Annotated in this window: 9 protein-coding genes; 8 read left to right on the top strand and 1 reads right to left on the bottom strand. The window is 40.9% G+C overall.

Features of this window, described 5'->3' with window-relative positions:
- Positions 1-180: 180 nt before the first annotated feature.
- From J2746_RS12235 to J2746_RS12210, 8 genes are all read left to right on the top strand, one after another.
- Positions 181-5,937 (top strand): RICIN domain-containing protein, encoded by a 5,757-nt coding sequence (locus J2746_RS12235; protein ID WP_342451845.1) that lies wholly within the window; start codon positions 181-183, stop codon positions 5,935-5,937.
- Positions 5,938-5,983: 46 nt separating this feature from the next.
- Positions 5,984-6,709 (top strand): hypothetical protein, encoded by a 726-nt coding sequence (locus J2746_RS12230; protein WP_209621384.1) that lies wholly within the window; start codon positions 5,984-5,986, stop codon positions 6,707-6,709.
- 103 nt (positions 6,710-6,812) lie between these two features.
- Positions 6,813-7,679 (top strand): class I SAM-dependent methyltransferase, encoded by an 867-nt coding sequence (locus J2746_RS12225; protein WP_209621381.1) that lies wholly within the window; start codon positions 6,813-6,815, stop codon positions 7,677-7,679.
- A gap of 642 nt (positions 7,680-8,321) precedes the next feature.
- Positions 8,322-8,438 carry a symporter small accessory protein gene (locus J2746_RS14985; protein WP_342451844.1) on the top strand — a complete coding sequence of 39 codons (117 nt, stop codon included), beginning with the start codon at positions 8,322-8,324 and terminating at the stop codon, positions 8,436-8,438.
- Positions 8,438-10,027 (top strand): sodium:solute symporter family protein, encoded by a 1,590-nt coding sequence (locus J2746_RS12220; RefSeq protein ID WP_209621379.1) that lies wholly within the window; start codon positions 8,438-8,440, stop codon positions 10,025-10,027. The genes J2746_RS14985 and J2746_RS12220 overlap by 1 nt, the downstream gene beginning before the upstream one ends.
- A 188-nt stretch (positions 10,028-10,215) precedes the next feature.
- Positions 10,216-10,713 carry an AraC family transcriptional regulator gene (locus tag J2746_RS12215; protein WP_245250145.1) on the top strand — a complete coding sequence of 166 codons (498 nt, stop codon included), beginning with the start codon at positions 10,216-10,218 and terminating at the stop codon, positions 10,711-10,713.
- 172 nt (positions 10,714-10,885) lie between these two features.
- Positions 10,886-11,011, top strand: coding sequence for a symporter small accessory protein (locus tag J2746_RS14920; RefSeq protein WP_280921246.1), 126 nt, complete (start codon positions 10,886-10,888; stop codon positions 11,009-11,011).
- Complete coding sequence (locus tag J2746_RS12210; protein WP_209621371.1) at positions 11,011-12,597, top strand: sodium:solute symporter family protein; 1,587 nt, start codon at positions 11,011-11,013, stop codon at positions 12,595-12,597. Before J2746_RS14920 ends, J2746_RS12210 begins: the two co-directional genes overlap by 1 nt.
- Positions 12,598-12,665: 68 nt before the next feature.
- Here the strand turns inward: J2746_RS12210 and J2746_RS12205 are convergent, their stop codons facing one another.
- A complete protein-coding gene (locus J2746_RS12205; protein WP_209621366.1) occupies positions 12,666-13,994 on the bottom strand; it encodes an ATP-binding protein in 1,329 nt (442 codons plus the stop codon).
- Positions 13,995-14,433: the final 439 nt, after the last annotated feature.

Genomic DNA, 14,433 nt, shown 5'->3' with positions numbered 1-14,433 from the left:
GAGTTCATGAAATGTTCATTAAAACTTAGTTTTGCAAAAAGATGGATAGAAAAGTTCATGAGCGATAAGTTAGAAATGTTTAGTTAATGACTATATTTTGAGGTCCACAATGTATCTTCTAATGACATAGACGAGGATGGATTTGCAAACGCATGGGATCTGGACAACGACAATGATGGAGTGATAGATGCTCTTGACCTTTCACCTTTTTCAAAAACCAACCCAAATGAAAGTTTTAAATTCAATATTTCATCAAGTGGAAAGCCTACCTATCTTAATTTCCAGATCAGACCTGAAAACACGGAGCATTTGAAATTGCTTGCCCAGAGCTGGGACTGGCCTGACGACGATCTGGCAACTATGAAGGATCTCAACAGTTCAAAAGAAGATGTTACTGTCACGCCAATGCTGGAACTAAAAATTCCTGTGGAATGCAGAATTATATCTGTCGAGAATGGAGAAGACCTGAAAGCTCCGTTTACCGATGCTAAAGAGCAGAATGTGAGCACTGGAAATCATTCCGGTGAGAACTACCAGCTATGGAGAATTGAACAGAAAGATGATGGATACTATAGTATCATTTCCAGCAACAATAGCAAATGTCTTGAGGTTTTCAATGCCAGCAATGAGAATATGGCAAATGTCACCTTGGGAAATTACACCAGTGATGAACATCAGCTATGGAAACTGGAATTGAACAGTGACGGAGTATATCAGATCACTGCCAAACACAGTGGAAAATGTCTGGAAGTTATTTCAGAGAACAATGGAACTAGTGTAATCCAGAACAGCTCTGCAGGAACAGACATGCAGCTATGGGATCTTGAACTTGTTGGCGGCATAGCGTCCGACACTGATGCACAGGAAGATTACGGAATCGTCACCACATTAGGCAAAGCCTACGTTCCCCTTTCTCCTGTAAAGGATTTTGGCGATACGGTTGCCTTGAATGGTCGCATGTTCTATCCACAGGACTCTGCAATGGAAACCATTACACTGGCGCAACTTACGTGGATGGTCTCAGGAAAAACAGACAGACCAAAAAAAGTACTTCTAAAGGCTCACAAGGGTCAATATCTTGCGATCAGCAGCACTGACTCCGGACTTGTTGCAGGAAGCACTTCTGCCACAGATGCTGAAACGTTTGTGATAGTTTATATCAATAACAATGAAGTAGCATTGAGATCAGCCGACGGTAAATATATCTATGTTTCCGATGCTGGAGAACATGAACTTATCGCAGGCAGCAGTGACATCGGTACCAATGAAAGATTTGAACTGTTAGATCTTGAGAATAATCAGATAGCTCTCAAAGCTAACAACGGACTTTACGTCTCTGCAAAAGACGGTGGAGGAAACATACTGATTGCAAATAGTGAGAAAAAAGGAGACTGGGAATCTTTCACACTTGAAACAAGCGAATATGAATCTGTTTCCACAACCCTTGCACAATATCATGAGAATTTTATTCTCACAGGTTTTAATGTTGAAGAGAATCATGGGTCTGATTTCGGACTATTCTACAGTGAAGATATGAACCGTACCTTTGAAGCAGGTTTCGTTTTTTCCTATGCATTCTTAAGGGACCAGACTCCCCTTGAACAGATGCCGGAAAAATTGCAGAATGACTATAATGTGACCATCAATTATGAAACAGGTTCTGCCACCCACCAGGATGAAGCTCTTGCAAAGATAACAGGTGAAATAACTCCTGATGTGTTGTCATCCATGCCCGAAGGAATGGTTTTGCCTGTGATAAGCTTGTTCGAGGACGATTTCAGATACAAATCCATGGATGAAATGGCTGTGGGCCCATACATTACAGGGAATAGTTTTGATATAGGACTTAAGAGTCAGCCGCTAATTACCACAAAGAGCATGAAGATGACCTGGTACGATACGGATACCAGTGAAAGTATCAATACTGAAGAAATGCTGGAAGAAACCAGAAAATGGGGTCAGTCAAGAAATCTTGATGTGGAGACACTTGGAATATTTATGAATCTCATTATCGCCTGGGAAACCGGTGAGTCCACTGTAACAAAAATCGGTTCCATGAATACAAATTTCGAGTTCCCTGAAGGAAATGATGTACTTGATGCTATCGACAGTTTCGGTATATCAGCTATTGACTTCGTATGTAACCTCATAATTGGAGGAGCTGCGGTTTACTCTTACATCACCTTTGTAAGACTTGAACCGCTTGCACCGGTTGCCGGTCAGACAAGCTGGAAACTTATGAGAGCAATGACCGAATCTGTCTCCAAGATACGTAGTGGTTTTATGGGTGCTGTTAACAGGATATCCAGTGTGCTCTCTGCAATAGGCTGGGTCGTCATAGGTGCAATAGCCTTCTATGCATTCTGGTCAATAGCGTCCAGCGAAGGGTGGTCAGGATATGGAATATTCGTAGGTACAATGTATGCTGTGCTGATGATAATCTATGCAGTTGTTCTGGCAGCCATAGCTGCAATTCCGGTGGTGGGCTGGGCCATTGCATTACTTGTTGCTCTGTCGGACCTGATAGTCGGATGGATATTCGGAAAAGGCTGGTCGCAGATGTTCTTCGAATGGTTTATCGGACTTTTCCTTGATGTGAGGGTAAAAACGGAAGTAGACCTGCAAATGCTGGATACTTCAGTGAATGTGGTGGATTACACTGAAAATGGTCTGACAGCAGGCGACCGTATCGAAATGGAGAGCGAGTTCAAAGGAATCGTAACAAGAACATCCCATGGTTCATATACAAATCTTCAGAACAGTTACATACGTCCACAGTACCAGTACAGTTCCGCATACACGCTTGCAGGTGGTAGTTCCACTACAGCAGGCCCGACCACCTATCTGAACAATTACCGCAAGAAAGAAACACAGTATACCACTGACCTGTGGGTTGAACCTGATGCAGCTGTTAATTTCCCTTTCAAGTTCTGGCTGGAAACTGATTACAGAGTTTACTATAATAAATGCTGGTGGCTGTTTGGATGGCACTGTAGTGAAAAAAGCAATACAGGTACATCCGATTCAGATCCATCCACACTCTACTTTGATGTCATACCTGCAGATATTAATGATTTCGTAGAGTGGACAGCCATTTCATCCAATGACCCTGACGGTGACGGTGTGCTCTACACTGATGAACTGAGTAATGGTACAAGCTACTTAAGATTGGATACTGATAACGATGGACTGTCCGATGGATATGAACTTGACTATGGAACCATCCCCATGGATAAGGATACAGATGGTGATGGACTTGAAGACGGACTTGAGTTACGTAATGGTTACGACCCGCTTGTGTGGGATACCGATAATGACAAACTCAGTGACTTCGAAGAATATCATGGCTGGGACATTGAATTTGATTTCTATGAAGACACCTTTACACAGCATGTCTGGTCAAGCCCGCTTGTAAGCGATACGGACGATGACGGACTGACCGACTTCTATGAGTTCCTCAAAGGACTGAACCCAAAATCCAAAGATACTAACGGAAACGGCATTCCAGACTCTGATGACCTGAATTTTACAGCGAAGGCATATATCAGCAATGTCGACATGAATGGATTCGGTAGTAGTATTAAGACCGATCCAAAAACCAACATTACAGCAGTAATTGATTATACTCTGATAGGAAAAGCTAATTCCACAAATAAACCTTCAAAGTGCTGGCTATTTGTAAGCCTGGATAACTCCACGTTGCATGATGAAATATACAACGGTACACCTGCCATTGGCAATGAAACCTACGGGTCTGTAACCCTGAACTTCAGCGCACCTAACAGCACCGACATCTTTGCACTTAGATTCTACCAGACATGGAATACATCCCTGCAAGCTCCTGAAAAAGATGACAGGGAAGTCATAGGAATTGTTGACACCAGCTATTATCCTGCCAGGGAAGGGTGGGTAAGCTCCGGTGCTGATAAGGATAAGGACAGTCTCATAGATGTGAATGAACAGATCGGATGGCCTGTGATCATAACTGATTCGTCGGGTACCTACACTATCCATGTGACCAGTGATCCTCGCTACAAGGACAGCGATTTTGATGGCCTGAGCGACCATGAAGAATGCTACCTTGATGAGAACAGCAGTTCTGATCCCCAAAACTCCGATACGGATAACGATGGTCTTAATGATTTTACAGAAAAAGCCCTTAACACCAGCCTGATAAATTATGATACAGATGCAGACGGACTGGATGACAGTACAGAAGTATTCTTTGGAAGTGATCCACTTATCCAGGATACAGACGGTGAAGGCCTTGGTGACCTGGAAGAGTTCACTCTGTCCTCTAATCCACTGAAAAAAGATACTGATAATGACAACCTGACCGATTATGAAGAAGTACTATTCAATTCAAACCTTCTCAAGCCGGACTCCGACGATGACGGGCTTTTCGATAGTCTTGAGAAGTATTATAATTCAAATCCACTGAATAGTGATACAGATAATGATAGCCTTTCCGACGGCTCAGAAGTTTATGGTGCGGGAACCAGCCCGCTGTTGAATGACACGGACTTTGACGGTCTGAAGGATAATAAAGAACTTGAAATGAAGACTAATCCATTGTCTGCAGATACCGATAACGACGGATACACAGATATGCAGGAGATCGACTTTGCAACCAATCCACTGATGGAGGATACTGACGATGATAATATCAATGATTCATTTGACACCGATTCTGTCCTCACGAATGTCAGGAATATTACGGTTGTATATGATAAAAGTGAGGAAAATGAAGAACTTATTGACACTCTGAGCAGGTATACCAACATAACCGTTCGTTCTGCAGATGAATTTTTGATGAACTATTCACATGAACCTTATGTACTTCTGCTTGGAAGACCGGAAAAAGTGAATGGAACCGCTGGCAACATAAGCTATGATGTGCTGAAAGAAGATGGTGATATCCTCCCAAAGATGACAGATTCGGTCTATGACAGAATGGCTGTCAGATATGGAGTGTGGAACAGTACGCAGACAGTTGTCGTACTCTCGCAACCATATATGTACGATTATTGCAGGATACTGCATGCATTCAGGAGCCAGCGTGTCACCACTTCAACTAATTCAGTAATGATAGAATTCATGGCACCTGCTGATATTTTTGTCATAGATTCCACTGATTCGATAAAAAGGACTGATTCCACTGTGGGAATGATTCTGGATACCAGTGTCAAACCATGGATGAAGATCAGAAAAACAGGTTCTTCGGCACACGTTCTGGCATCAGGTGCAGGACTTGGATCAAATGAATATGCAATTGGAAAATACCTTGACATCACAGTTAGTAAGAATGTTGAGGACGCAACTACTGATATTATCAACGGCACCCTGATAACGATATATTACCGCTTCAGTGAGCTGGACCGCAATGGGGATGGGGACCTTTCTGACAGAACTGATATTGATGAGGATACACTGTGCATGTACTATCTTAATGAAAATACCGGCAGGTGGACAAAATTATCTAATACAGGTGTAGATACTTCCAATGTGGAAATGTATGGAGAGAACTACGAAGGTCATGTGTGGGTAAAAATATCGCATCTTTCCAGTTTTGCCCTGGCAGGAAAACAGGTCACACCGGAAGATGATGCTCCACTTGACTCTGACGGGGACGGACTCCTCAATATAGTGGAGTACAGGATAGGAACTGACCCGTTCAACCCTGATACCGATGGCGATGGTATTATCGATTCAGAAGATGAAGAACCGCTGGTAGCATTCAGGTCAGTTCAGGATGCAGATGAGAATGATATTGAAGGTTCTGTGAAAGAATCAGAAGTCCACGAAGACATGTATGAAACCACTGTTCCTGAAAGTACATCGGCACCTGTGAATCTTGTCTGGTTGGCAGTTGCAGGCATTCTAATACTGCTGTCTATTATGGTGGTTGTTCTGAATAAAAAATATAGAATAATATAATTGATATCGAGAAAAAAGCATGTTTACAAAACGCAGGTGACTTCATTTGTCAGATAAAAAAGGAATTGACAGGCAGATAATTCTTATTCTTGTCTTCACCGTTATTTTAGTCATTTCTGCTCTTTATTATGTTGAGTACCGGGAAATAAATGATGCATACACGCTTGCAGGCAGGGTTATTGATTCTTCAAAGGATGTTGATTCTTACCAGTTTGACATCTACAGTAATATATCAATGCTTGGCGAATCATTCATGTTGATGGAAGGAAAGGGAATTGTGGATTATAAGAACAAAGAGATGTCTGTAAGCCTGTTATCTATGGAAGATTCCATGGATCTGATAGTTGCTGAAGAAAGTGCTTACAGCAGGAACAATAACGGATTATGGGATAAACAGAAACTGAATCAGCAAATGTGGGATAGTTATGACCAGTTGACCCAGACAAACCTGCTTCTGGCAAATTCAACTGAACTTAGTATGGAAAGAACAGATTTTTATCTTATCCTCACTGCTTTACCGGATAACAAGACTTTACTTCAGGAAGCGGAAAAAGCAGGGCTGAAGCTAAAAGGTGATGAGCGTCTGACCGACTATAGCATCAGATACTTTATTGAAAAAGAGAGTTATCGTGTTACTGCAATAGAGAGCCATACTGAATTCATGATGAATGTACAGGGACTTGTATCACCTGTTGCCATACACAACCGTGTTGAATTCTATAATTATGACAATGTGGATGATGTCGATGTCCCTGTCATAGCTGTTCAGTAAATATAATCAAAAATAACCATTGAGTATTTACAGTACTGTTTTTAATGAGATTGGTTTTTCAGCATACCACCAAAGGTATATCTGAAAAATACAATTTTGCACTATGTCATTGAAAGCCATTGGAAAAGTGTCTAATTTTGCAGATGAAAAAACAATGCATCTTCTTGCTCTCTGGAAAGAGAGTGTGAGCATTGTTGAGCTTGAGGACACAGATACTGAAAGTCTGGTCCATGAAGATTATACACATTACATAGTTGTCCATGACCCACTTGACATGGAATTTCCGGAAAAGAGAGATGAATGGAATAAAAGATTCTGTAAGGATGCAGGTGTATCAGTTGTCGAACTTATAAAGGTCAATGGCAAACAGATATATTTCAAAGGACTCTTTGCAGAAAATCATTCTTCAGTTTACGGTGTCGTCCCTTACACTTCATTTGATAATCCGGATGCAGATTTCCCGCCGGCAGGAATGGAGATTCTGAAGAAACAGACCATGGATGTCGCACTTCCACAGGCCAATGGTAAGACAATACTTGATGTGGGATGTGGTGTTGGCAGCCAGACTTTACAGATGGCAAGAATGAATCCGGATTCACAGGTCATGGGAATCGATCTTCTTGAAAAGACAATGGAACAATGCCGCCTGAATGCTATTGCTTATGATATTAAAAATGTGGCGTTTAAGGCTGAAAGTATTTATGAGCTTCCTTTTGCTGATGGAAGTTATGAAACCATTACATGTTTTTTTATGTTGCATCACCTTGATGATATTCCAAAGGCCCTCTCAGAAGTGAAAAGAGTAGTTTCAAAAGATGGTACTGTACTGGCAGTTGAACCACTTGACCATCACCATGGAACTAAAAGAGGAATTCAGGACTGGGTAGATCATTTTGAGAAAGCGGGCTTTTCAGTAGAGACTCAGCAGGTCAGCAGGGCGGTTTTTGTAAAAGCAAAAGTCAACTGCTAAGCTTCAAGATACCTTTGTCAGTGGTAAGCTTAACAGAATAAGTATTGTTGACCACACTAAAGAGGACGTGGATAGTTCCAGGGAGTGTGGGCAACAACAATTGAAGCAGGAATGAATTTTAGATTTTGGAAGGGTGCTATTTAGGTGGTTGTGCAATTAAGTTCCTACTTCAATCAAATATTGATGAGAACACATATTATATAAACATAATTCATTTTTTAAATGTAAAATAGTCCCCTTGATGCTGAAATAAACTTAAAACAACTAACATAGAGTTTATTACTGGATCGGTCATTTTATTTATAGATCACAGAAATAATAATGAATTTAGAATAATAAGAATGAACCGAAAGTTAGATACTTGGAAATAATAAGGAGGGGCGAACGTGTTTCGTCCGCCGGAAAAATGTGTAATGTCCTCATTCTGGAGGAAGTGTCTGACATGTTTTTGCCATTACACCTGTTGTATTATAGTGTTACAAATACTACTTGTTTTTAACACTAAATCTAGTGTGATTCATTTTTATTTATAATTTTTGCCAGACTCAAGTCCAGGTTCTGGGTTTTAACGTCTGAATTATATCGAAAAGTTAAAGTACGTTTCATGTTAACAGTTGACACTATCTATTGGAGTTGCTAATTATGCTGGGAATAACAGACCCACAGATATGGATTGCATATATCTTATGCTTTGTAAGTGCCATTGGATGTATCATCTATGGACTTATACACTGGAACGATGAAGAGGAGGAGAACTGATGGCTGTCAGTACTCCTGTTCTTGGACTAGCCGTACTAGCCTACATGATGGTTGTTTTCTATCTTGGGTGGATCGGCTACAAACAAACAAAAGACAACGATGACTACATGCTCGCAGGAAGAAAGGTAAATCCTTTCGTCCTGGCATTCTCCTATGGTGCTGCATTTATCAGTACTTCAGCCATAATAGGATTCGGAGGTTATGCCGGGGCATTCGGTCTGGGAATACTATGGCTGGTTTTCATGAATATCTTCGTGGGAATCTTTATCGCCTTTGTAGTATTCGGGTCAAGGACAAGGCGCATGGGTGTCAATCTAAAAGCTGTCACCTTCCCGGAACTGATCGGAAGAAGGTTCCAGTCAAGGTTCATCCAGGGATTTTCAGGTGCGTTAATCACGATATTCATGCCACTGTATGCAGGCAGTGTGCTTATAGGCGGTGCACGTTTCATGGAAACTGCTCTTAATATCGAATACAATATCGCTATTCTAATTCTTGCCATTATAGTAGCAGCCTATGTAATTACAGGTGGGCTCATTGCTGTCATGTACACAGATGCCCTGCAGGGCGCACTTATGTTTGTAGGAATGGGTATTTTGCTTATATACACCTATTCAAAACTTGGAGGAGTTACTGAAGCTCACCAGGCTCTTACGAACATGGCCTACCTTGTACCGGATAACTTTGCAGCTATCGGTCATACAGGATGGACTACAATGCCGGCATTCGGTTCACCAACATGGTGGACACTTGTATCAACCATAATCCTTGGTGTCGGTATCGGTGTACTTGCACAGCCTCAACTTGCGGTTAGATTTATGACAGTAAAGAATACCCGTGCCCTGAAAAGAGCTGTGCTTTCAGGAGGTCCTTTCATTTTCATGATGGCAGGAGTTGCATACATCGTCGGTGCTCTTTCCAATGTCTACTTTTTTGACACGCAAGGAATGATCTCTCTTGAGGTTGCAGGTGGTAACATCGACAAGATCATGCCTGAATACATTAACAGTGCAATGCCGGATTACTTTGTAGTATTCTTCCTGCTAACACTTCTGGCAGCAGCAATGTCAACCCTGAGTTCACAGTTCCACGCCATGGGGACGGCTTTCGGACATGATTTCTATCGTCAGGGTATTATGAATGGTAAACTCGGTCAGACAATAACTGTTACAAGAGTCGGTATCGCTGTAACAATATTCATCAGTGTTGTCCTTGCATACATACTTCCACCTGGAATTATCGCAAGAGCAACAGCAATATTCTTCGGACTCTGTGCAGCAGCATTCCTCCCGATGTATTCAGGAGCGATATTCTGGAAACGCATGACCAGACAGGGAGCAACTGCAAGTCTTCTTGTTGGTACTTTCAGCAGTCTTTTCTGGCTTACATTCGTGCATGGAAAAGAAGCAGCAGCACTTGGGATCAGTCAGGCCCTTTTTGGTGTTGATACTTTACTCACCGGAACCTGGACAGTTGTAGACCCGATACTTGTTGCTACACCACTGTCATTTTTGGTGGCAATTGTCGTGAGCCTCATGACACAACCAATGGCAGAAGATCATGTTGAAATGTGCTTCAAGAAAAACTAATATATCTTTTCTGTTAACGATCAATTAACACGATTTGTTGATTGATCTATTTTTTCTTCTTTTTTCTTATACATTGGAAGATCACTGCCACAAGTCTTCAACATTACTTTCACCCAGGATAAAATGAACTTTTATAGTAAACAATACAAAAAGAAAACTAATGATATGGATTGGTGATTAGTTTGAAAATGTTAAGAAAACCAGCTATAAAAAATATAGAAGAACAAAGAGTGGCCTATGTATCATTTGTTGGTAACTACATAGGAAATGTAGAAGTATTTGCGAGCCTTTTTGGCAAACTTGGCAATTGGGCAGGGTCGAAACATTTGATGGGACCGAATACTGTTTTCATGTCTGCCTATTATGATGACCCAGGCGTTACACCACCTGAAGAACTTAAACTGGACGCATGCATGACAATTGAAGATAGTGTTGAAGTTGAGGGAGAGATAAAAAAGAAAACGCTTCCCGGCGGAAAATATGTGACAATGCGTGCTGAACTTTCAGGAGCCGAGGATTATGGTATTGCGTGGGAAAAGATTGTTGAATGGCTGATGCAGAACAAGCTTGGGATCGATATGTCAAGAGCAAGTTATGAAATATATCTGAATGATCCTGAGGAACATCCGCAGAAGCATCATATAGTAGATATCTGTATGCCAGTTAATTGGCAAGATTCAAAGTGATACTTTTCTCTTTTAAATTTTTCAAGATTCCACTATTTACTTTCCATTAAAATTTTTTATCAGCCACAGGCATACAATTTCATTTACTAAACTTTAAATAGAGTGTCATGCTAACAAATGACATGTTAACAATTATCATTATTATTTGTACCAAATATATGGAAAGAGAAAAATGCTTGGAATAGATGACCCACAGATATGGCTTGCTTACATACTCTGTTTTGTAAGTGCCGTTGGCTGCATAATCTATGGAGCCTTTAAATGGAACGACGATTCCGACAATGGAGAGGTGGACTAGTGGCACTCAGTACACCAGTTCTCGGAGTAATTATACTTGTATACCTGATGGTGATCTTTTACCTTGGGTGGCTTGGATACAAGAAAACAAAAGAAACTGAAGACTATATGGTAGCCGGGAGAAAAATTCATCCCTATATCCTTGCGCTTTCCTACGGTGCAACATTTATCAGTACTTCAGCAATTATCGGTTTTGGTGGAGCCGCCGGTGCCCTTGGTATGGGACTTTTATGGCTTGCATTTATGAACATTTTCGTAGGTATCTTTATAGCATTTGTAATATTCGGCTCCAAAACCCGCCGCATGGGCTTAAATCTCAACGCAGTCACATTCCCTGAACTGCTTGGAAGACGTTATCAATCAAGATTCATCCAGGGATTTTCAGGTGGACTCATAGGCATATTCATGCCACTGTACGCAGGTATTGTACTTATCGGAGGAGCAAGGTTCCTCGAATCAACCCTGAGTATTGACTATGACGTTGCAGTTCTTATTCTTACAGTTATTGTAGCTGCTTACGTTATAACAGGAGGACTTATTGCTGTTATGTACACAGATGCCCTGCAGGGAACCCTGATGTTCATTGGTATGGCCATCCTGCTTGTGTTCACATACATAAAACTTGGAGGGGTCACTGCAGCCCACTCGGCTCTTACATCCATGAGTGACCTGGTTCCCGACAGCCTTGCAGCCGGAGGACATCTTGGCTGGACAGCAATGCCTGCTTTTGGTTCGCCCATCTGGTGGACACTGGTCTCAACACTGGTACTTGGTGTGGGAATTGGTGTGATAGCACAGCCACAACTTGCAGTCAGGTTCATGACAGTAAAGAACGACACAGCACTCAACAGGGCAGTACTTGTGGGAGGACCTTTTATTCTCATGATGACAGGTGTGGCTTTTACAGTCGGTGCACTCTCTAACGCATACTTTTATAACACACTTGGAAAGATATCTGTAGTGGTTGCAGGTGGAAACACTGACCTCATTATGCCGGAATTCATCAACAGTGCCATGCCAGAAACATTTGTCATACTCTTCATGCTGACCCTGCTTGCAGCAGCAATGTCAACCTTAAGTTCCCAGTTCCATACAATGGGTACCTCTATTGGTCATGATTTCTACCGTGAGTTCCTCAAAAAAGGAGAACTTGGACAGACCATCAACATAACCAGGGCTGCAATAGCATTCACTATCCTTGCAAGTGTCATACTGGCATACATACTTCCGATAAGTATCATTGCAAGGGCAACAGCAATATTCTTCGGACTCTGTGCAGCAGCATTCCTGCCAATGTACACAGGTGCCCTTTTCTGGAAACGTATGACAAAAGAAGGTGCAATCGCAAGTCTTCTTGTGGGAACCTTCAGCAGTCTCTTCTGGCTTGCATTCGTCCACAGCTCAGAAGCAGTGCCACTGGGAATCAGCAAGGCGATCTTTGGTGTTGACACCATACTCACAGGAACCTGGACAGTTGTAGATCCGATACTTGTAGCTACACCACTGGCATTTGTTGTAGCTATTGTTGTCAGTCTTATGACAAAACCAACATCAAAGGAACACCTTGACACCTGCTTTAAGGAATAGAGTTTAAAAATAGAATTTTACTCCGGGCACAAGTTGCCCTCATTTTCTTTTTTGATAATTTCAACTGATCATTCAGCCTGATAGATCAAACGGTCTTCAGGAGCTATTAAAGGCAGATCAATATGGAAAGCCGAACCCTCATTTTTCCTGCTCTCTACACGAATATTGCCATTGTGGCAGTGTATGATACGTTGGCAGATATTAAGACCCAATCCGATTCCGGATTGTGTTCTTGTCAGAGGACTATCGCCTTGATAAAAAGCCTCGAATATATAAGGTAGTTTGTCCTCAGGAATACCAACACCATTGTCCCTGATGCACAGACAGACACGATCATCTTCCTTGCGTGCTGAAATTGATATAGTACTGCCACGGGGGGAAAATTTGATGGCATTATCCAGCAGATAACTCAGTGCATGAAAGAGCTTTTTACCATCACCATGGATAACTGGCATGTTATCAGGAAAGTCCGTATGCACTTTCAGTTTCTTTTCTTTCATTGCCCGGGTAGAATGAACCAGGGTTGTTTCAACTACATCTGAAAGGTTCAAAGGAAGGAAATCATAAATATGGGACTCATGGTGACTTACATCAATATACTGCAGGGAATCAACAATTCTTTCAAGCCTGTTTATACTAAGAAGAGATTTATCAAGTGCATCTGTCTGCTCACTGCAAACAGTACCCAAGATACCATCATAGAGAAGTTCATTGTAACCTTTGATTATAGAAAGTGGAGTTCTCAGTTCATGGCTGAATATGGATATAAGTTCCTTTTTCATACGATCTAAAGAACTCACTTTTTCCCTGCTGCGGGAAAGTTCCTTCTCATTACTAATAAGAAGGGATTTATATCCCATAAGTTTTAAATTGAGCATACCTGCATTCACAAGCAGATCCAGAAATTTTTCAGACCTGTTTACCATATTCTCAATTTCCGAATGTGAAATCACCGGTATATCATGAGCAGGTATTTCACAGCTCACATTAGATTCAGATAAAAATGGTCCCATGATCACCGAAGCCAGATGCTCACCCTCAAAGACAAAAGGAAAAACAGCATGCTCCAGATCATGCCTGCATTTGTATAATTGATATTTTGTGTTCAAAAAACGGCTGCCAATTTCACATTTGCTTTTATCTTTTCCATCTCTCATTTTTTCTTTCCTGCTGAAGAAAGAAAGTGAAGATTCCCGGATGGACGGACAATGGCATATAGAACAATCTAACTCATTATTCTCATCAATACATGGAATAGAATGATCTTTAGACAAGAACAAAATTGTTTCATTGAGTGGATCAAACACGGTACATGAGATACTGTAAGCTCTGGAAAAACAATCCATAAGATCCTGTAATTGCCCGATATTTACAAGGTCAGTAAATCCATGTTCCATAGTCACCACTATTCAACACTTATAGCTGCTAGGTAAAAAAGCAACATAAACGTATTTTGTTCCAATCAATACATAATCATATATATAACAATAGGAAACATAGTTACATTTGAAGTCTATTTTTTTTAATAGTGTCTGTGAATAAAACATAATAATAAAATGAGAACAAAATTATCAGTAAAAATAAATAGAAATGAATAAGAAATGCATTTCCTTTTAACAAATAATCATGCCGCATCTGAACATATCTATGAGTCAATACCAAAAATAACCACAACAAATGACAATAAAGGCAAAAGCCGTATGACGAGAACTAGAGGGGATATATGTTATAAATAAATGTAACTCGACTTTTGCCTAACACATCTTCGACATAATGAAATATAAACCTATCCGTAGTATATATATGAAGAAGATTTTATTTTATAAATTATTTTAT

The sequence above is a fragment of the Methanolobus bombayensis genome, assembly GCF_017873415.1.
GTDB classification, from domain to species: Archaea; Halobacteriota; Methanosarcinia; order Methanosarcinales; family Methanosarcinaceae; genus Methanolobus; species Methanolobus bombayensis.
Note: the sequence above shows the minus strand (reverse complement) of the source record. Positions and strands in the feature narration are given on the sequence as shown.